The 18,653-nt window shown below is 68.2% G+C and carries 20 protein-coding genes; 3 read left to right on the forward strand and 17 right to left on the reverse strand.

Annotated elements, in window-relative coordinates:
• Window positions 1-3: 3 nt before the first annotated feature.
• The gene (locus ACYVKR_RS09280) at window positions 4-1,053 is read right to left on the reverse strand and encodes a helix-turn-helix transcriptional regulator (RefSeq protein WP_460480529.1); all 1,050 of its coding nucleotides are present in this window, start codon (window positions 1,051-1,053) and stop codon (window positions 4-6) included.
• An 86-nt stretch (window positions 1,054-1,139) separates the two neighbouring features.
• A complete protein-coding gene (locus tag ACYVKR_RS09285; protein WP_460480530.1) occupies window positions 1,140-1,919 on the reverse strand; it encodes an SDR family oxidoreductase in 780 nt (259 codons plus the stop codon).
• A 106-nt stretch (window positions 1,920-2,025) separates the two neighbouring features.
• Here ACYVKR_RS09285 and ACYVKR_RS09290 point away from each other — a divergent pair, with 106 nt between their 5' ends.
• Both ACYVKR_RS09290 and ACYVKR_RS09295 read left to right on the forward strand, forming a co-directional pair.
• A complete protein-coding gene (locus ACYVKR_RS09290) occupies window positions 2,026-2,841 on the forward strand; it encodes an enoyl-CoA hydratase (RefSeq protein ID WP_460480531.1) in 816 nt (271 codons plus the stop codon).
• A gap of 33 nt (window positions 2,842-2,874) precedes the next feature.
• On the forward strand, window positions 2,875-3,228 hold the full coding sequence (locus tag ACYVKR_RS09295; protein ID WP_460480532.1) for an EthD domain-containing protein: 354 nt from the start codon (window positions 2,875-2,877) through the stop codon (window positions 3,226-3,228).
• A 100-nt stretch (window positions 3,229-3,328) separates the two neighbouring features.
• Here the strand turns inward: ACYVKR_RS09295 and ACYVKR_RS09300 are convergent, their stop codons facing one another.
• From ACYVKR_RS09300 to ACYVKR_RS09315, 4 genes are all read right to left on the reverse strand, one after another.
• The gene (locus ACYVKR_RS09300) at window positions 3,329-3,844 is read right to left on the reverse strand and encodes a GNAT family N-acetyltransferase (RefSeq protein ID WP_460480534.1); all 516 of its coding nucleotides are present in this window, start codon (window positions 3,842-3,844) and stop codon (window positions 3,329-3,331) included.
• A gap of 66 nt (window positions 3,845-3,910) precedes the next feature.
• Window positions 3,911-4,354 carry a nuclear transport factor 2 family protein gene (locus ACYVKR_RS09305; protein WP_460480535.1) on the reverse strand — a complete coding sequence of 148 codons (444 nt, stop codon included), beginning with the start codon at window positions 4,352-4,354 and terminating at the stop codon, window positions 3,911-3,913.
• A gap of 23 nt (window positions 4,355-4,377) precedes the next feature.
• A complete protein-coding gene (locus tag ACYVKR_RS09310; protein WP_460480536.1) occupies window positions 4,378-4,752 on the reverse strand; it encodes a nuclear transport factor 2 family protein in 375 nt (124 codons plus the stop codon).
• A gap of 304 nt (window positions 4,753-5,056) precedes the next feature.
• Window positions 5,057-5,836 (reverse strand): Rossmann-fold NAD(P)-binding domain-containing protein, encoded by a 780-nt coding sequence (locus ACYVKR_RS09315; protein WP_460480538.1) that lies wholly within the window; start codon window positions 5,834-5,836, stop codon window positions 5,057-5,059.
• A 179-nt stretch (window positions 5,837-6,015) separates the two neighbouring features.
• Here ACYVKR_RS09315 and ACYVKR_RS09320 point away from each other — a divergent pair, with 179 nt between their 5' ends.
• Entirely contained in the window at window positions 6,016-7,137 is a 1,122-nt protein-coding gene (locus ACYVKR_RS09320; protein WP_460480539.1) for a Rieske 2Fe-2S domain-containing protein, read from the forward strand.
• A gap of 91 nt (window positions 7,138-7,228) precedes the next feature.
• On the opposite strand, the gene ACYVKR_RS09325 is transcribed toward ACYVKR_RS09320, so the two are convergent.
• The 11 genes from ACYVKR_RS09325 to ACYVKR_RS09375 all read right to left on the reverse strand — a co-directional run bounded on the left by ACYVKR_RS09325 (window position 7,229) and on the right by ACYVKR_RS09375 (window position 18,636).
• Complete coding sequence (locus ACYVKR_RS09325; RefSeq protein ID WP_460480541.1) at window positions 7,229-8,491, reverse strand: helix-turn-helix transcriptional regulator; 1,263 nt, start codon at window positions 8,489-8,491, stop codon at window positions 7,229-7,231.
• Window positions 8,492-8,525: 34 nt separating this feature from the next.
• A complete protein-coding gene (locus ACYVKR_RS09330; protein ID WP_460480542.1) occupies window positions 8,526-9,728 on the reverse strand; it encodes a thiolase family protein in 1,203 nt (400 codons plus the stop codon).
• Between the two features lie 139 nt (window positions 9,729-9,867).
• Window positions 9,868-10,353, reverse strand: a complete 486-nt coding sequence (locus tag ACYVKR_RS09335; RefSeq protein ID WP_460480543.1) for a MaoC family dehydratase — start codon at window positions 10,351-10,353, stop codon at window positions 9,868-9,870.
• A 2-nt stretch (window positions 10,354-10,355) separates the two neighbouring features.
• Entirely contained in the window at window positions 10,356-11,141 is a 786-nt protein-coding gene (locus ACYVKR_RS09340; RefSeq protein WP_460480544.1) for an SDR family oxidoreductase, read from the reverse strand.
• Between the two features lie 160 nt (window positions 11,142-11,301).
• Window positions 11,302-11,862 carry a carboxymuconolactone decarboxylase family protein gene (locus ACYVKR_RS09345; RefSeq protein ID WP_460480545.1) on the reverse strand — a complete coding sequence of 187 codons (561 nt, stop codon included), beginning with the start codon at window positions 11,860-11,862 and terminating at the stop codon, window positions 11,302-11,304.
• A 71-nt stretch (window positions 11,863-11,933) separates the two neighbouring features.
• Window positions 11,934-13,112, reverse strand: coding sequence for an acyl-CoA dehydrogenase family protein (locus ACYVKR_RS09350; RefSeq protein WP_460480546.1), 1,179 nt, complete (start codon window positions 13,110-13,112; stop codon window positions 11,934-11,936).
• Window positions 13,109-14,242, reverse strand: a complete 1,134-nt coding sequence (locus tag ACYVKR_RS09355) for an acyl-CoA dehydrogenase family protein (protein ID WP_460480547.1) — start codon at window positions 14,240-14,242, stop codon at window positions 13,109-13,111. Before ACYVKR_RS09355 ends, ACYVKR_RS09350 begins: the two co-directional genes overlap by 4 nt.
• A gap of 20 nt (window positions 14,243-14,262) precedes the next feature.
• Entirely contained in the window at window positions 14,263-15,138 is an 876-nt protein-coding gene (locus tag ACYVKR_RS09360; RefSeq protein WP_460480685.1) for an SDR family oxidoreductase, read from the reverse strand.
• A 38-nt stretch (window positions 15,139-15,176) separates the two neighbouring features.
• Window positions 15,177-16,331, reverse strand: coding sequence for an acetyl-CoA C-acetyltransferase (locus ACYVKR_RS09365; protein WP_460480548.1), 1,155 nt, complete (start codon window positions 16,329-16,331; stop codon window positions 15,177-15,179).
• A complete protein-coding gene (locus ACYVKR_RS09370; protein WP_460480549.1) occupies window positions 16,328-17,464 on the reverse strand; it encodes an acyl-CoA dehydrogenase family protein in 1,137 nt (378 codons plus the stop codon). Before ACYVKR_RS09370 ends, ACYVKR_RS09365 begins: the two co-directional genes overlap by 4 nt.
• A 17-nt stretch (window positions 17,465-17,481) precedes the next feature.
• Entirely contained in the window at window positions 17,482-18,636 is a 1,155-nt protein-coding gene (locus ACYVKR_RS09375) for an acyl-CoA dehydrogenase family protein (protein ID WP_460480550.1), read from the reverse strand.
• Window positions 18,637-18,653 lie beyond the last annotated feature (17 nt).

Consider the following 18,653-nt stretch of genomic DNA (forward strand, 5'->3'; position numbering starts at 1 on the left):
CGCTCAGCGCGACAACGCAGCCGCAGAACTCAGCAGCATCCGAACCAGCTCGCCTTGCCGGTTCGTGCCGGTCTTCATGAAGATCGCCTGAAGCTGGCTGCGCACGGTGTTGCGGCTCACGCCCAGATGCATCGCGGCCTCCCCCAGGCTGACGCCACGCGCGAGCTCGCTCGCCAGCAGCGACTCGGCAGGAGTCAGCCCGAACAAGCGGGTCAGGGTATGCGCCGGGATCAGCCGCCGCCCCGGATCACGCAGCACCAGCATGGCCGTGCGCTGCAAGGGATTGCGCAGCGGATAGAACGCCGGCCCGGGCCGCACGATCACCGTGAGCGGCAGCGGATTGCCGGGCCGCTCCAGCGCAATGGGCGCATAGGCTTGCCAGTCCGGCTCGGCCTGCTGCTCGGCGGCCTTGTACCGAATGTGCTCCATGAGCACCGCGGTCTCGGCCGCGTTCCGCGCACGCAGCCTGCCATTCACCAGGAGCAATCCCACTCCCGCCCGCAGCATCGCATCCGCGACCTTGTTGGTGAACAGAACACTTCCACCGGGGGAGACAAGGATCACGCCGGTGTCGGTCGTCTCGATCGCAGCGTCAAATACGTTTTGCCGACGCTCCAGGTCCGCTATGCGGAAGAACAGCCGGGCGCCTCGCTTCAGCGGTGCGACCAGCCCTGCCAGCAACCGGTGCGCGGCCTCATCGAATGCATGGCCCGAAGCGCCCTGCCAAAGTGCAAAATACAGGGTTCTGCCGCCTTCAATGGCCACGGGCATCACCAGGCCGCGGTGCATTCCGTCGCCCATCGCGGGAATCTCCGGGGCGTGGATCTCGGCGGGAACCTCCAGCGGCAAATCGTCGAACAGGCCCAGGCGGTACCAGGCATCCACCGCCTCCTGCGCCGCCTCCTGGTCTGCGAACTGCACGGGCTCGTCCTGCTGGCCGGGCCGTGAACCAAAGCTCAATGACGCGTGGCTGCATGCGAAGGACGCGCACGCGGCACGGAGAAACCCCTCCCACATCGGCAATTCGGCCAGGCTGTCGTAGAGCGCGTTCAACAACTGCTGTCGGTCTCCGGCCCCGTCTGCCGACCGGTGCTCCTCTGGTGCCATCGCCACTGTCTCCTTTCAGCCGGCCATTGCTCTTACCGGTGCTCGGCGTTGGATGCGCCCAGAAACGCCGGGCGCTCGCCGCCGCCGTGCAGCAGCAGGTTGGTGCCGCTCATGTACGAGGCGCGGCCCGAGGCCACGAACAAACAGGCCTGGGCAATGTCCTCGGGCTCGGCCAGGCGGCCGGCCGGAATGGTCTGCGCCACGGCGGCCAGGCCGTCCTCGTCGCCGAAGTGCAGGTGGGATTGCTCGGTGCGCACCGGCCCGGGGCTCACGGCCACCACGCGCACCTTGGGCGCCCATTCCACGGCCAGCGAACCCACCAGGCTCAGCACCGCCGCCTTGGCCGCGCCATAGGCGGCCGTGCCCGGCGAGGGGCGCAGCGCGCTGATGCTGCCTATGCAGACGATGACGCCGCCCTGCGCCTGCTGCTGCATCACGGCATTGGCCGCCTGCGAGGCGTGCAGCGTGGAGAACAGGTTCAGCCGCAGCACGCTTTCGTGAAAGCGCGGCGAGACCGTGGCCGCGTCCGCGGCAGGCGCGCCGCCAGCGTTGTTGACCAGCACGTCGAGCCGGCCATGGCGGCTGCGCACCTCGTTCACCAGGTCCTGCACGGCCTGGGCCTCGCGCACATCGCAGGCGATGAAATCGGCGCTGCGCCCGGCGTGCGCGGGCATATCCTCGGGCTGCTGGCGGCCGCAGACCACCACCGTGGCGCCGGCCGCCAGGAAGGCCTGCGCGATGCCCTTGCCAATACCCTTGGTGCCGCCCGTGACCAGCACTACCTGGTCCTGAAATTCGTGGTTCGTATTCATGCAGGCAATTTAGGTTTGGGCCTGCGCGGCAGATACGTCCAAAGGGACGATGCCCGCGGCCCGGCCGCGGCCGAGCATGGAGGCCATTCAACCCAAGGAGAGCCGGATGAGCCCTGCAGGCAGCCAGACCACGGAGCATGCGCCACCCACCGAGCCCGAGCTGGTCGTGGAGCGCAGGCCGGACGGCGTGGCCCTGGTGCGCATGAACCGGCCGCAGGTGCGCAACGCGCTCAGCCTGTCGCTGCAGACGGCGCTGTCGCAGGCCCTGCGCGAGCTGGCCGACGACGCGGACGTGCGCTGCATCGTGCTGACCGGCGGGGACACCGTGTTCGCCGCCGGCGCGGACATCCGCAGCCTCGACGCCTGCGGGCCCATAGAGATCCTGCAGCGCCACACCGAGCGGCTGTGGGCGCCCATCGAGCGCTGCCCCAAGCCGCTGATCGCGGCAGTCTGCGGCCTGGCGCTGGGCGGCGGGGCCGAGTTGGCCATGCACTGCGACATCATCATCGCGGGCCGCGGCGCCCGCTTTGCCCAGCCCGAGGTGCGCATCGGCATCATGCCCGGCATAGGCGGCACGCAGCGCCTGGTGCGCGCCGTGGGCAAGTTCCAGGCCATGCGCATCCTGCTCACCGGCCAGCCCGTGACGGCCGACGAAGCCTGCGCCATGGGCCTGGTCAGCCTGGTCTGCGACGACGGCCAGGTGCTGGCCGAGGCCCTGCAGATGGCCGCCTTGATCGCCCGCATGCCGCCGCTGGCCGTGGCCCAGATCAAGGAGGTGGTGATCGCCGGCATGGACGCGCCGCTGGAGACGGCGCTGATGCTGGAGCGCAAGGCCAACCAGCTGCTGTTCGCCACGCAGGACCAGAAGGAGGGCATGAACGCCTTCCTCGACAAGCGCACGCCGCGCTTCGAGGGGCGCTGAAGCCCTCTCGCCCCCTACCCAGGAGACACCGCAATGTACAAATGCATGGCCCTGCTGCGCAAGCGTGCCGATATCAGCCGCGAGCAGTTCGAGGACTACTACCGTCGCCACCATGCGGTGCTGATCCGCCGGCTGCTGCCGGGCCTCGTCGACTACCGCAGCAACTTCCTCGACCTGGCGGGCGCCTTTGTCTTTCCCGATGCCGCGCCCATCGACTTCGACGTCATCACCGAGATGTGGTTCGAGGACCGCGCCGCCTACGAGCGCTTCGTCGCCACGGCCGCCGAGCCCGCCATCGCCGAGCAGATCGCGCGCGACGAGGAGCACCTGTTCGAGCGCGGCGCCTCGCGCATGTTCGTGGTGGATGAGCAGCGGTGGATCAAATAAGATAGCTTTTAGCGATCGTCATGCAATGATTTCAGATGCTTTTCATATTGAAATCATTTACAGACAAGTGGCAGCAGCTATCAAAATATTTTTCGCGCGCTCAGTCCCAGACCAGCTCCATGGCTTGCACTTTCAGTGCCGAGCCCGGGCGCAGCGGCTCGGGCTCTGCGCTGGCGCGAAAGCCGTGCGCGGCGTACAGGCGCATGGCGGGCGAGTCGGCGATGGTCACGCCCAGCCGGACCCGGCGCACGCCGTGGCCCCGGGCCCAGTCCAGCGCGTGCGTGAGCAAGGCATGGCCCGCGCCCAGGCCGCGCGCGGCGGGCGCCACCCACATCTGGTAGAGATCGGCCACGCCCGGCTCCGTGGCCGAGCGCTTGCACCACAGCAGGCCGCAGGGCTGCTCGCCGTGAATCTGGTCACTGTTGATGGCGAACAGCGGCAAATCCATGCCGCCGCGAGCAGCCTCGGCCAGGCGCGTGGACCAATGCGCATCGGCCCGGGCCGACTCATCCTCCCAGGTGCTGGAAAAGGCCTGGGGCGAATCCTGCAGCGCCTGCAGGCGCAGTTGCCGGTAGGCGGGCCATTCGTGGGCGGCGATGGGACGGGTGGAGATCAAGCGGCTTTCCCTGGCGGGTGATGGGCAGCGGCCATTCTCGCACCGCGCCGGCGCCGGCCGCACCACTCAGACGGCCAGCGATGCCGGCACGTTGGAGGTCCAGGACTTTTCCTCGCTGCGGCGCGCGATGCGCCAGCCTTCGGGCGTGCGGCGGTACTCGTCCAGGTACCACAGGCCCAGGAAAAAGGTCTGCTGCGTGCCGTCCGGCTGCGGCATGACCATGGGGTTGAAGCAGATGATCCTGCCCGTGGCCTCGTCGCCCTGCAGCGTGATGGCGTGGTTGGCGATCATGTGCTGGTAGGCGGGAAAGAACCCCAGCGCCCCCACCAGCCAGGCCTTGACCTCGGCAAACGCCCCATCGATGCCGCCCATGGCGCGGTAGTCGATGTAGGCGTCGGGGCTGAAGACGCGGTCCAGCGCCTCGAAGTCGCGCCGGTCGATGGCAGTGGAGTAGTCCACCGCCAGCTGCTGGATTTCGAGGCGGTCGGAGATTTCTTGCAGCGACAGCATGCTGGCTCGGTCCGGCGTCGGCGTCAGCCGGCCTTGACGTTCTGCGGGCCGAAGAAGGCGCGCATGCTCACGACCTTGCCCGCCGCATCGAAGCGGAAGTGGTCGATCGGCGAGATCACCGAGGTGTGGCCCTGCTGGCTCAAGGTCACGCTGAAGGCGAAGGCCGCCTCGTTGGCCACGGCGCGCACCTCGCCCTGCAGCGCCAGGCGGATCTTCATCGGCACCACCTGGGCATAGAAGGCGCGGATGGCCTCGATGCCCTGCAGCGGCGTGGAGCCCACCGGGTCTTCCAGCGTGGCGTTGTCGGCATACAGCGCCACCACGGCGTCGAGGTCGTCGGCATTGAGCGCATCCACGTAGCGCTGTACCACGGCGGTCATGTGTTCGGGGGTGTTCATGGGTTTCCTTTCTGGGTGGGGTGAGAACGTGTTCTTAGAACGTGTTCACGATCTTTTCGGGGATCGCGTTGGGCCGCCATCGGGATGAGTGCGAGTGCTGTGACTGGCAATGCACTCCTGTGCATGCCAGACGCAGCGCGAAGCAATCGCCCGATGGCGGCCCAACCCTTCGGGCCAGTGCCTTTGCGGGCGGTCTGCGGCGTTGCGAATCCTCGCCATAGCACAGCTATGGCTGCGGTGTCGCGCCTTGCATCCCATCCCGCAAAGGCGCTGGCGCGACCCCGAAAAGATCGTGAACACGTTCTCAGAACTGGGTGGGACGGGTGGTGGCATCGCTGCCGCCATCCACGTAGATCTGCGTGGCATGCACGTAGCTGGCGGCCGGGCTCAGCAGGAACTGCACCACCGACGCCATCTCCTCGGGCCGCGCGCGCCGGCCCATGGGCGGCAGGTAGTCGGCCACGGACTGGCCGTAGCGCTCGCTTTCCAGCCCGCTCTTGAGCAGCGGCGTCTCGGTGGCGCCGGGCGCCACGGTGTTCAGGCGCACGCCGGCGTCGCTCCAGGCCTGGGCGCGCCGGCGCACGGCCACGGTCAGCGCGTTCTTGCTGCCGGCATAGGCGAGGTACAGGCCGTCGTCCGGCGCCTGCTCCACGATGGCGCGGGCCGTGGCCTCGTCGCCGGCCTCGAGCGGCGCGGACAGCGGGCAGCTGTCCCAGCTCACATGCACCGAGGCGGTGGACGAGATGACCACGGCCGCAGGCGACTGGCCCTTGCGCAGCGCCGGCAGCAGGCCGTCGAGCAGCTCGACCGCGCCGAAGTAGTTGACCGACACCACGTTGCCCGCGCCGGACGCCGGCCCGCCCACGCCCAGGCCCGCGCACAGCACCAGGCCGTCGAAGCCCTGGGGGCAGTGCTCCAGCACCGCGGCCACGGCGTGGTGGCGGCCGGCGGCGTTGGAAAGATCCGCCTCGACTTCGGCGCCGCGCCGGTCGATGCCGATGACCTGGTGGCCCTGCGCCTCCAGGGCCTGCCGGGTGGCCGCGCCAATCCCGCTGGCGCTGCCGCTGATCACGATGGTGGACATGTCTCTCTCTTTTCCGTGGTGGCAATGGCGCACATCAAAGCCCAATACCCGCGCGCCCACCACATGCAAACGGACGATGCCGCGCCCCTGCCACCGCGCGACTCGTCCAAACAGGGTATGCGGCCCCACATGACGCTCAGCAGAATCAATGATCCACAACCAGATACTGGAGACCTGCAATGGCAACCACGAAGGAATATCGCCTCGGTGAATTCACCTACCCGCGCGGCTGGTTCATGATTTCCGACGCCAAGGCGCTCGACGAGAACAACAACAAGCCCCTGCCGCTGCGCTTCTTCGGCCAGGACTTCGCGCTGTTCCGCGGCCGCGAGAGCGGCAAGGTCGTACTGCTGGACGCCTACTGCCCGCACATGCGCACCCACCTGGCGGCCCCCAACACCACCAGCTACATCGTGATCGACGGCGGCGGCACCAACGTCGAGGGCGACGGCATCCGCTGCCCCTACCACGGCTGGCGCTTCGGTGCCGACGGCAAGTGCAACCACATCCCCTACCACGACGGCGCCATCCCGCCGGCGGCCAATGTCAAGAGCTGGACGGTGGTGGAGCAGTACGGCGCCATCTGGGTCTGGTACGACCCCGAAGGCGGCGCGCCCGACTACGAACTGCCCCGCTTCGCCGACTGGTTCGACGAGTCCTACGTCAACGGCGAATGGGACCGCCTGGGCGAGTTGGACCAGCACCCGATGGAAGTGGTGGACAACATGGGCGACTATGCCCACCTTGGTCCCATCCACGGCTCCACCGTGAAGGGTTTCGAGAACGAGTTCACGGGCATCCACTGCATCCAGCGCCAGCGCGGCGGCCACCGCACCCTGGTGGGCGAAGGTGGCGCCAGCGCCGACCTGCACACCGACACCCGGTACCACGGCCCGGGCATTCTGGTGTCCAAGAACACCGGCATGTTCGCCGCCTTCATGATGATCATGCACACCCCCATCGAGGACGGCAAGATCAAGCTCTGGCACAACCTGCTGGTGCAGACCCAGCACGGCGGCAAGCCCACCGAAGCCGATGCCGCCGCGGCCAAGATCTACCACGTGATCAGCCGCGACGCCCTGGCGCAGGACTTCGAGATCTGGCGCCACAAGGCCGCCTGCCTGAACCCGATGTTCATCCCCAGCGACGGAGCCTTCGCCAAGGTCCGCGTCTGGTACAAGCAGTTCTACAACCCGCGCGCCAAGGCCGAGGAGTACCTGGAGCAGTGCGAAGGCAAGAAATACGTGCCCAAGGGCATGGTGGGCTACGCCCCCGAAGCGCCGCAGGCCGAGACCGCCTGACGCGCCAGCCGCCCAAGCAAAAGGCCCATGCATTGCATGGGCCTTTTTTGGTTTTCAGCCGATCAGGCAGCGATCCAGAAACCCGGGGCGGTTACTTGCTGCCCAGCCAGGCCACGCTGTTGAGGAAGATCCGCACCAACTCGGTCTGGCGGCGCACGCCGGTCTTCGAGAAGATGGAGCGCAGATGCGCCCGCGCCGTGTTGCGGCGGATATTCAGCGCCTCGGCCGCTTCTTCCAGCGACAAGCCGTTGGCCAGCTGGATGGCCAACGAGGTCTCGGCCGGGGTGAGCTGGAACAGCTGCTGGGCCAGGCGGATGGAGGGGTCGGCCTTGCCGTCGGTGTCTCGCATGAACACCGCCACGCTGGGTCGCTGCTTGCCCTCGGTCCACTCGTCGGACGAGATGCTCTGCACCACCACACCCCAGTTGAGCTGGCCCGAGGGGCGGCTCACCGACATGCCTTCGGTCAGACCCAGTCCCGCGAGCTGGGAATGCATCAGCGCGTCCTTGATCAGACGCTGGAGCTTGCGGTTGTCATTGGCGTAGGTGGCCTCGAGCGTGCTGCCCGAGACCTTCAGCCCGTCCTGCATGTTCAGGATGCCGGTGGCCGCCGGGTTGCTTTCCAGCACCTTGCCGTTCTGGTCCAGCACCACCACGCCCACCATCAGCTGCGCGGTGGCGCGGCTGTATAGCGAGATCACCTGGCGGTCGCGGTGCAACGCCAGATGCAGGTTCAGCGCCCGCCGGATGTGCGGCATCAGCAGCTGGCCCAGGGCCATGTCGCGCTTGCTGAAGGCCGGCGCCGACTCGGGCCGGGTGACGTGCAGGCCGTAGACGCTGCCGTCGTCGGTCACGATCTTGGCCGCCATCACATGGTAGACGTCGTGCAGCCGGCACCAGTCCGTGTAGTAGAAGCATTCGCGCCATTCGGCCTCGCTCATCATGTCCGTGATGGTCATGAAGCGCTCCTTGGGCATGTCGCGGAAGGGGCTGAGCTCGCTGTATTTGTCGTGGGTCAGCAGGTCGGTGCGCCCGCCGGCGGCGGTCACGATCAGGCCTTCATGCTCGCCCTTGGTGTCGCGGATGATCAGCGACGCGAAATTGCAGCCCAGCTGCTTGCGGATCACCTCCAGGCACGGCGCCCATTCCTCCGTCTGGGAAACGGCGTCGTAGAGATGGTTGATGAACTCGCTGAAGCGCTCGGTGCTGATCAGCTCGTCGGGAGCGGCGGCGGCCGTGGCCGCCGCAGCGGCCGGGCTCACCCCATCGAGAATCGCGCCATCCTTGATCACGCACGCCATCGATGGCGGCGTGTATGCGGAAAACCCCATCCTGGCGTAGGCACTGGCCATCATGTTCGCCTCCTCTCGCTGCACGCGGACCGATGCTTCAGTTGAGCTCGAACAGGCCGGCGGCGCCCATGCCGCCACCGATGCACATGCTCACCACCACGTAGCGCACGCCCCGGCGGCGCCCCTCCAGCAGCGCATGCCCCACCAGGCGCGAACCCGACATGCCGAACGGGTGTCCGACGGCGATGGCGCCGCCGTTCACGTTCAGGCGATCGTCGGGAATGCCCAGCTGGTCGCGGCTGTAGATCACCTGGCAGGCAAAGGCCTCGTTGATCTCCCACAGGCCGATGTCGCTCACGCTCAGGCCATTTTGCTTGAGCAGCTTGGGAATGGCATGAACAGGGCCGATACCCATCTCGTCAGCGCGGCAGCCGGCCACGGCCACGCCGCGGTAAGTGCCCAGCGGCGCCAGGCCGCGGGCGCGCGCCTCGTCGGCGCCCATCACCACGCAGGCGCTGGCGCCATCGGACAACTGGGAAGCATTGCCGGCCGTGATGAACTGGCCTTCGGGCACCCACTGGCCGTTCTTCCACACGGGCTTGAGCCTGGCCAGGCTCTCCAGCGTGGTGTCGGCGCGCGCGCCCTCGTCCCGCGCCAGGGTCACTTCCTCGGTGCCGGTGGCATTGCCTTCCTTGTCGAAGAGCTGCTTGACGGTGGTGAGCGGCACGATCTCGTCGTCGAACAGGCCCTTGGCCTGGGCCGCCGCCACGCGCTGCTGGCTGCGCAGCGCATATTCGTCCTGGGCCTCGCGGCTGACGCCGTAGCGCTGGCTCACGATCTCGGCCGTCTCGATCATCTGGATATAGGCCGTGGGCTCTGCCGCCAGCACCGCCTTGGACTGCGCCCGGTAGGCGTTCTTGTGCTTGTTCTGCACCAGCGAGATGGATTCCAGGCCGCCGGCCACCGCGATGTCCAGCTCGCCCAGCATCACGCTCTTGGCGGCCGTGGCAATGCTCATCAGCCCCGACGCGCACATGCGGTCGATCACCATGCCGCCCACGGACTCGGGCAGGCCCGCCGTGTAGGCGCACAGCCGGCCCAGGTTGTAGCCCTGCGAGCCCTGCTGCGCGGCAATACCCAGGATCACATCGCCCACGTCCCCGCCAGCCACGCCCACTTTGTCGAGGGCTGCGCGGATCACATGGCCGCCCAGCACCGGAGCCTCCGTGTCATTGAACGCACCGCGGTACGCCTTGCCGATGGGGGTGCGTGCCGTCGATACGATGACTGCGTCTCTCATGATCTCTGTCTCCTAGCTTGCTTCGCTTGTCGGCAGGGGCAGCCGGGCCGCCTCCTTGCCGAAATGGTGGCCGCGATCCGCGGTTCAACCACTGTTACATAAAAAATTTAAACCCTAATTGAATTCTTTATTTTGAAATTCAATTTTCCATCGCAAAAAACAACCGGCTGATGGTTTCCACCACACAGCCGGGTTTGTCCTGATCCCGCACCTGCACCATGATACGGACCGTGACCTGCACGCCGTCGTCACCGATGGGCGTGGCGGCCACGACCTCGCCGCTGCCGCGGACCCACGAGTCCACGCGCACCGGCGCCGGAAAGCGCACCTTCTCGCAGCCATAGTTCACGCCCATCTTCAGCTGCTCGTACGAGACCAGCTGGGGCAGGAACAGGTTGGCCAGCGACAGCGTCAGGTAGCCGTGGGCCACACAGGCGCCGAACGGGCCGGTGGCGGCCTTTTGCGGGTCCACATGGATCCACTGGTGGTCGCCCGTGGCGTCGGCGAACTGCTGGATGCGCTCCTGCGTGATCTGCATCCACGGGGTTTCGCCCAGCGGGCGGCCCACGCTGGCCAGCACGGAGGCGGCGGAATCGAACAGCACGGTGTCTGCAACGACGCTCATGCTCACGCCCGCTGCGAGCTGACCGACACCACCTCGCCCGTCATGTACGAGGAATAGTCGCTGGCCAGGAAGACCATGACATTGGCCACTTCCCAGGGCTCGGCGCCGCGGCCGAAGGCTTCCTTCTCGGACAGCTTGGCCAGCAGCTCCTCGGAGGCCGACTTCTTCAGGAAGGCGTGGATGGCGATGGACGGCGCGACGGCGTTGATGCGGATGCCGTGCTCGGCCGCTTCCAGCGCCGCGCAGCGGGTCAGGGCCATCACGCCGGCCTTGGCCGCCGCGTAGTGGGCCTGCTCGACCTGGGCACGCCAGCCCAGCACCGAGGCGTTGTTCACGATCACGCCCTTGCCGCGCGGCTGCATCACCTTGAGCGCGGCGCGCGTCATGCGGAAGGTGCCGGTCAGCGTGATGTCGATGACCTTGTTCCACTCGTCGTCGGCCATATCCACCACCTTGCAGCTGGTGCCCAGGCCGGCGTTGTTGATCAGCACGTCGATGCCGCCCATGGCCGCGTCGGCCTCGCCGACCAGGGCCTGCACCTGGTCTTCCTGGCTTACGTCGCAGAGCCGGCCATAGACCTGGGACAAACCCGTATCTTTCTTGATCTGCTCCACGGCTTCGGCCAGGCGGCGCTCGTGGACGTCGGAGATGAACAAGGCCTTGCAGCCTTCTTCGGCAGCGCGCTTGGCTGCCGCAAAGCCGATGCCGGCGCCGGCGGCGGCGGTGACCAGCACGGTCTTGCCCTGGAGCAGGCCGTGGGGGGGAACGTAGGAGGGAATGGAAGTCATGGCAATGATAAAAACGGTCTGCCACCATCATCCCGCCCGCGTTGCGCCGCAACATCGTCAAGTTGGACGATAGGTCATACCCTAGTTCATGCACCAAACCAGGGATGCATGGCATTTCCATTGCCAACCGCTATCGACCTGCGGCACGGCGTTTGGCCGGTTATCGATCGCCCGGCAGCCCCGGCATGCAGACGCTGTCGAAGCCCAGCACATGGGCCACCCGGCCCAGCCCCATCCAGGCGGCCACGCAATGCGCCAGGTCCACCAGCTCGGCATCGCTGTACAGCAACCGGGCCCGCGACCAGAACGCCTCATCCTGCGCCAGCACCTTGGGCTCCTCGGCAAAACGCTCGGCGTATTCGAGGGCCCGCCTCTCCCGCGCGGAGAACTGCGCCGAATGGCGCCAGTTGCCGACATCCGCATAGAAATTCTCGTCGGGTGCGGGGCCGTTGTCCGACACCAGGCGCTGAGGCCGCTGGCCGGTGCCCGCGAACATGGCCGAGATATCCCGCGCGGCGCGGAACTGCTGGCAGATCGTGCAGCCGTTGATCTGCGCGATGCGCATGCGCGCGCCTTCGAATTCGCGCAAGGGCAGGCGCGAGTGTTCGTAGGTCGCCCTGGCGAAGGCGGCCGCGGCCGCCATGATGGCAGTGGCATGCGTGCGTGCGGCGTAGCCATACGGATCGGCGGCGTCGGCATCGGGCACGGAGATACGGATCATGCTTCGCTCCAGTTCATTCCATCGGCAGGCCCGTCCGGCGGGTTCGCCCGGCGGGCCCGTTGCAGACTCCCCTAGCCGCGCGGCATGCCCAGCGCACGCTCGGCCATGAGGTTCATCTGGATCTCGTTGGTGCCCGCGTAGATGGTGTCGGCACGGCTGACCAGCCACAGCTGCTGCAGCGGGCGCAGGTCCGGATCGCTCAGCGCCAGCTCGCCCTGCTCGCCCAGCACGTCCATGGCCAGCTCGCCCAGACTGCGGTGCCAGTTGGACCAGGCGTACTTGGACACCGAGGCCACGCGCGCCGGCGTGTCGTCGGCGCTGGACCGCAAGGCATGGCTGCGCAGCGTCTGCAGGCCCAGGTCGGCCTTGGCCAGGCGCTGGCGGATCAGCGGGTCGCGGGCCGCGCCGTTGCGCCTGGCCAGGGCAATGATCTGGTCCAGCTCGTGGCGGAAATGCGCCTGCTGTCCCAGCGTGGACGCGCCGCGCTCGCAGCCCAGCAGGTACATCGCCACCTTCCAGCCATCGCCCACCGGGCCCAGGTGCAGGCTGCCCTCGGTACGCGCGCCGTCGAAGAAGACCTCGTTGAATTCGGACGTGCCCGTGATCTGGCGGATGGGACGGATCTCCACGCCCGCCTGCTTCAGCGGCACCAAGAGCAGCACCATGCCGGCATGCTTGGAGGCGCCGGGCGCGCCACCCTCGTCGGCGCGCGCCAGCACGAAGATCCATTCGGACTCGTGCGCCCACGAGGTCCAGACCTTCTGGCCGTGGATCACCCATTCGCCGGTGGCTTCGTCGCGGTGCGCCTTGGTGCGGATGGCCGCGAGGTCCGAACCCGCGCCGGGCTCGGAATAGCCCTGGGCCCAGTAGTCGGTGCCGGCCAGGATGCCGGGCAGAAAGCGCGCCTTCTGCTCGGGCGTGCCGTAGGCCATCAGCGTGGGCGCGAGCAAAGTCTCGCCGATGTGGCCTATGCGCCCGGGCCCGCCGCAGCGCACGTATTCCTCGTGGAAGATCACCTGCTGAGCCAGCGGCAGATGGCGGCCGCCGTACTGCACTTCCCAGCCCAGGCCGGTCCAGCCGCCGCGCGCCAGCTCCTGCTCCCATTCCTTGGCCAGGGCCGCGTCATAGCCCTCGGAGCCCAGGCCGGCCGCGTGCTTGAGCGGCGCGAACCGCCCCTGCAGATGGCGGCCCATCCACTCGCGCACCTCGGCGCGGAAGGCTTCGTTGATTTCCGATTCCTGCATCTTCATGCCACCTCCACCGAGTCCAGCAAACTTGCCGCGACCTGCTCGCGCCACTGCTCCACCGTGCCCAGGCGCTGGCTGGCGGCCTGCGCGCGGCGGAAGAACAGGTGCGGATCGAACTCCCAGGTAAAGCCCACGCCGCCATGCAGCTGCAGGCTTTCGCGCGTACAAAAGAGAGCAGCTTCCGCAGCTTCGGTGCGGGATTGCGCTGCAAAATACATCAGATCGCTTGCTGGATCAGCGCCATCAGCTACAAAAGCTGCAGCGTATACAGCCGAGCGCGCCGTCTCCACGGCCACCAGCATCTGCGCCGCGCGGTGCTTGACGCCCTGGAAACTGCCCACCGGCTTGCCGAACTGCTGGCGCTCCTTGGTGTAGTCCACGGCCAGGGCCAGCGCCCGGTCGGCCACGCCCACCTGCTCGGCCGCCAGGCCTATGGCGGCCAGGCTGCGCGTCTGCGCCCACAGCGCGGCCAGCGCCTCGCCCCGCACCAGCATGGCGTCGGCGGCCAGCCGTACCTCGACGGCCGCCACATCGGCGCTGCTGCGCGTGGCGTCCACGGTGGCTAGCGGCGTTACCGCCAGTCCGCCGGCCGTGGCCGGCACTTCCAGCAGCGCCAGCTCGCCGCCCGGCAAGGTGGCCGGCAGCAGGAACACATCGGCATGCGCGCCCGAGCCCACCTGGCGCCACTGGCCGTTCAGCACCAGGGCGCCGCCCTCCTCGCGCACCGTGGCCGCGGCGGGCAGCTCACCGCCCACCGTCATGCCCAGCACACAGACCTGGCCCGACTGGGCCAGACGCTCGACCACGGCCAGGCCCTGCTCGCTCTCGCTCAGGTGGCGCCACAGCGGCGTGACCGCCACCACGGCATCGAAGAAAGGCATGCAGGCCAGGTGGTAGCCCATCTGCTCCTGCAGCAGCACCAGCTCGCGCCAGCCCAGGCCCATGCCGCCCGCGGCCTCAGGCAGGGCCACGCCGCACCAGCCCATGTCCACGGCCTGCTGCCACAGTTCGCGGTCCATGCCGCCGCCGCCCTCCGCCACTCGGCGCACCTGCGCCGTGCTGCTGTTTTCCTGCAGGAAGACGGCCGCGCTCTCGGCGATCATCTTCTGCTCGTCGTTCAGGCTCAAATCCATGATCGGGTGTCCTTGCGCAATCAGGTGCCGTAAACCTTCTGGGGCACGCGGCCGTCGGCGATGAGCTGGTCGACCACGCCGGTGAGCTCGGCCGGCTGCCAGCGCTCCTGCTTGTCGCGGACCTGGCCGGTGAACCAGCCGTCGGCCACCGACAGCTCGCCGCCCTTGGCCTCGAAGCAGCGGCCCGTCACATGGCGCGACTCGCTGCTGCCCAGCCACACGACGATGGAGGCCACGTTCATCGGGTCCCACACGTCGAAGCCGGAATCGGGCTTCTTCACCAGGTCGGGCATGGCGCCCTCGGTCATCGAGGTGCGCGCGGCCGGCGCCAGGCTGTTGGCCGTGATGCCGTAGCGCGCCAGCTCGGCCGCCTGCACCAGGGTCAGGCCGGCGATGCCGGCCTTGGCGGCCGCGTAGTTGCTCTGGCCGATCGAGCCCTGCAGACCCGCGCCGGAGCTGGTGTTGATGATGCGTGCATCGACTTCCTTGCCGGCCTTCTTCTGGTCGCGCCAGTAGCCGCCGAACACCTTGGCCATGCAGAAGTGGCCGCGCAGGTGCACGCGCATCACCATGTCCCAGTCCTCTTCGGACAGCGACAGGAACATGCGGTCGCGCAGCACGCCGGCGTTGTTCACCAGCACCTGCACGTCGCCGAAGGCCGCCACGGCAGCGTCCAGGATGGACTGCGCGCCCGCCACGGTGGTGATGTCGCCCGCATTGGCCAGCGCCTGGCCGCCCGCGGCCTTCACCTCGTCGGCCACGGCCTGTGCGGCCTCGGCACGGATGTCGTTGACCACCACGTTCGCGCCTTCCTGCGCAAAGGCCAGCGCATAGGCGCGGCCCAGGCCGCCGCCCGCGCCGGTGATGACCACGGTCCGGTTCTTGCAAATACCCATTTCCATTCCCTCTTTGTCCTGAAGGCGCTTCCGAATGATCAGAGGCGCTCGATGATGGTCACGTTGGCCTGGCCGCCGCCCTCGCACATGGTCTGCAGGCCGAAGCGCCCGCCCGTGCGCTCCAGCTCGTGCAGCAGCGTGGTCATGAGCTTGGCGCCCGAGGCGCCCAGCGGGTGGCCCAGCGCGATGCCGCCGCCGTTGACGTTGGTCTTCGCGGGGTCGTAGCCGGTTTCCTTGAGCCAGGCCATGACCACCGAGGCAAAGGCCTCGTTGATCTCGACCAGGTCGATGTCGGACAGGCGCATGCCGGTCTTCTTGAGCGCGTATTCCGTGGCCGGGATCGGCGCCGTCAGGTGCCAGATCGGGTCGTCAGCGCGCACGCTCAGGTGGTGGATGCGCGCACGCGGCGTGAGCTGGTAGCGCTTGAGTGCCGCCTCCGACACCACGAGCACCGCCGCCGCCGCGTCGCAGGTGGAGCTGGACACGGCCGCCGTGATCTTGGGATAGGTCGGGTCCACGGGCTCCAGCGTGGCCATCTTCTCCAGCGTGGAGGGGCGCGCGGTCTCGTCCATGCGGAAGTCGCCCACGGGGGCGATCTCGCGGTCGAAGCGGCCCTCGGCCATGGCCTGCAGGGCGCGGTCGTGGCTTTGCTTGGCAAAGACTTCCATGTCCGCGCGGCTGATGTCCCAGTGGTCGGCAATGCGCTGCGCCGCATAGAACTGGTTGACGGGCGCATCACCAAATCGCGCTTGCCAGCCCTGGCTCTCGGCGAACGGCGTGGTGAAGCCCAGCGGCTGGCCGGCCAGCATGGCCGACGAGATCGGGATGGCCGTCATGGTCTGCACGCCGCCGGCCAGCACCACGTCCTGCGTGCCGCTCATCACGGCCTGGGCCGCGAAGTGGATGGCCTGCTGGGACGAGCCGCACTGGCGGTCCACCGTGGTGCCGGGCACGTTCAGCGGCATGCCCGCGGCCAGCCACGAGGTGCGGGCGATGTTGCCGGCCAGCGCACCGATGGTGTCCACGCAGCCGAAGATGACGTCGTCGTACTCGGAGGCGGGAATCTCGTTGCGCTCGACCAGCGCCTTGATCACATGGGCGCCCAGGTCCGCGCCGTGCATGGCGGCCAGGGACCCCTTGCGCTTGCCGGTGGGCGTGCGCAGCGCGTCGACGATATAGGCTTGGACGCTCATGCTGGCACCTCCTCGGAAAGCGGTTGGGCCGCTGCACGCGTGGCGCAGCGATCGGCGGGGAGTTCACGGTCGAAGGTGGCGCCCGGCCCCACGGGGGCCTCGGGGCTGCCCAGCAGGCCGCTGGTCAGGCGGGCCTCGTGCCAGGCCTTGTCGCCCCAGGCCGCGTCCAGCACCCAGGCGCGCTTCATGAACATCTGCAGGTCCACCTCCCAGGTGTAGCCCATGGCGCCATGCACCTGCAGGCTGTTGCGGGCCGCGAACCAGCTCGCCTCGCTGCACTGCAGCTTGGCGTGCGAGGTGCGCACGGCCAGGTCGGCCTCGCCGTGCTGCAGCGCATAGAAGGCGCGGTAGAACACCGGCTTGGCGAACTCGATCTTGGTGACGATGTTGGCCAGGTGGTGCTGCACGGCCTGGAAGCCCCCGATCACCTTGTCGAACTGCTTGCGCTGCGCCACGTAGTCCACCGACAGGTCCAGCATGCGCTGGGCCAGGCCCAGCATCTGGGCAGCGGCCGCCAGCGCACCGCGCTCGCCCGCCGCATCCCAGACCTTCTGGCCCTGCACGGCGTCGAGGACGCGGCTGGCCGGCGTCGGCTGCCACTGCACGGAGGCCAGGCGGCGCGACGAGTCGATGCTCTTGAGCTCGGTGATATCGCACTGCGCGCGCGGCACCACATGCAGCTCCGTGCCGGCGCTGGTGGCGTGCGGCAGCAGCAGCACCTCGGCCAGCGCCGCATCGGCCACATGCGGATTGACGGGGTGGCCCACCGCGACGCGGCAGGTGCCCTGGGCGATCTGCGGCAGCCAGGCGCGGGCCGCATGGCCGGCCGGCAGGGCCGAGAGCATGCCCACGGCCACATAGGCCGTGTCCACCAGCGAGTCGGGCAGCGCGTAGTAGCCCACTTCCTGCAGCAGCAGGGCCCAGTCGATGTCGCCCAGGCCCAGGCCGCCCTCGGCCTCGGGCACGGACAGGCCCATCAGCCCCTGCTCGGCGATCTTGGTCCACAGCTCGGGCGAGCGGCCCGATTCGGTTTCCCAGATGTCGCGCAGCATCTCGGGCGCCGCCTCGGTCATCAGGAAGCGGCTGATCGAATCGCGGAACGCGGTCTGTTCTTCGGAGAATGTGAAGTCCATGGTGGTCTCCTTCCCAATCAGGATTTGGGCAGGCCCAGCATGCGCTGGGCAATGATGTTGCGCTGGATCTCGTTGCTGCCGGCGTAGATCGGGCCGGCCTGGGCGAACAGGAATCCCTCCAGCCATTCGTTGGCCTCGGCGTCGTCGGTCAGCTCGGCGCGCGGGCCCAGGATGCGCATGGCGGTCTCGTGGATCAGGATGTCCAGCTCGGACCAGACGATCTTGTTGGTGCTGGCCTCGGCGCCGATCTGCGCGCCCTTGTTCAGGCGTGCCACCGTGTGGTACGAGGCCAGCGTATAGGCCTCGGCCCCCTGCCAGGCGCGCAGCACGGCGTCGCGGATGGAGTGGTCGCGGTCGGCATCGGCCTGGTTGCGCAGGTACAGCTCGATCAGCTTTTGCGCGCTGCGCTGGTAGCGTGCGGGCGAGCGCAGCAGCAGGCCGCGCTCGAAGCCCGCCGTGGCCATGGCCACGTGCCAGCCCTTGCCTTCGGCGCCCAGCAGGTTCTCGGCCGGCACTTCCACGTCGTCGAAGAAGATTTCGGCAAAGACCTCCTGGCCGTTGATGCCCTTGATGGGGCGCACGGTGATGCCCGGCGTGTTCAAGGGCACGAGGATGTAGCTCAGGCCGTGGTGGCGGCTCGAAGTCGGGTCGCTGCGGAACAGCCCGAACAGCCAGTCGGCGAAGATCGCGCGGGTGGACCAGATCTTCTGGCCGTTGAGGATGAACTTGTCGCCCTGGCGGATGGCCTTGCTGCTGATGGCCGCCATGTCCGAGCCTGCATTGGGCTCGGACCAGCCCTGGGCCCACATGTCGTCGCAGCGCGCCATGCGCGGCAAAAAGCGCGCCTTCTGCTCGGCCGTGCCGAATTCCATCAGCGTGGAGCCGAACAGCAGGATGCCGTTCTGGTTCACGCGCTGGGGCGCGTCGGCGGCCCAGTACTCCTCCTCGAAGATCAGCCACTCGGTCAGGTCGCAGCCGCAGCCGCCCAGCTCCTTGGGCCAGGTCACGGCGCTGTAGCCGGCGGAAGCCAGCGTGGCCTCCCACTGGCGGTGCTGCTCGAAGCCTTCGCGCGTGTCGAAGCTCTTGAGCCGCTCCTTGGGCACGTTGTCCCGCAGCCAGGCCCGCACTTGCGCGCGGAAGGCCTTCTGCGCAGGGGTGTATGTCAAGTCCATCTGCTTGTCTCCTCTTT

The sequence above is a fragment of the Comamonas humi genome (assembly GCF_054782535.1).